This is a genomic window from Methylobacterium sp. J-059 (assembly GCF_022829485.1).
In the GTDB taxonomy this organism is placed as follows: Bacteria; Pseudomonadota; Alphaproteobacteria; order Rhizobiales; family Beijerinckiaceae; genus Methylobacterium.
The window spans coordinates 1-338 of the sequence record NZ_JAKSYA010000031.1 but is presented as its reverse complement, the minus strand read 5'-3'; the positions used below and the strand labels follow the sequence as shown (position 1 = coordinate 338).

At 69.8% G+C, this 338-nt stretch carries 1 protein-coding gene; it reads right to left on the bottom strand.

Translation table 11 applies throughout. The annotated features are described in order from the left end of the window. Positions 1-35 precede the first annotated feature (35 nt). Positions 36-338 (bottom strand): CsbD family protein (locus MKK55_RS01875; protein WP_243933002.1); only part of this gene is annotated, 303 nt, incomplete at its 5' end.

Sequence of the window (338 nt, the reverse complement as noted above, 5' to 3'; positions counted from 1 at the left end):
CGCCCGTCGTAAGCGTAGCCCCGGACGTCGACCGTTCAGCGACGGCCGTGGACGACCATCGCGAGCAGGTATCCGATGGCCCCGGCCATGGCCGCAAGCATCAACGGGGACTCCTTGGCGTAGTCCGTCACCGTATCGGCGCCTCGACGGTATGTCCGCTCGGCATCCGGGAAGGCCCGACGGCCCTGCTCGATGGCGTCCTTTGCCATGCCACCCGCCTGGTCGGCGACGTCCCGCACCGCGTCCTTGGCCTGTCCGTACAGGTTCTCGACGGTACCCCTCGCCTCGTTGGCGGTGCCCTTGGCCTGGGTCTCGCGGTCGCCCGTGACGTCGCCGAC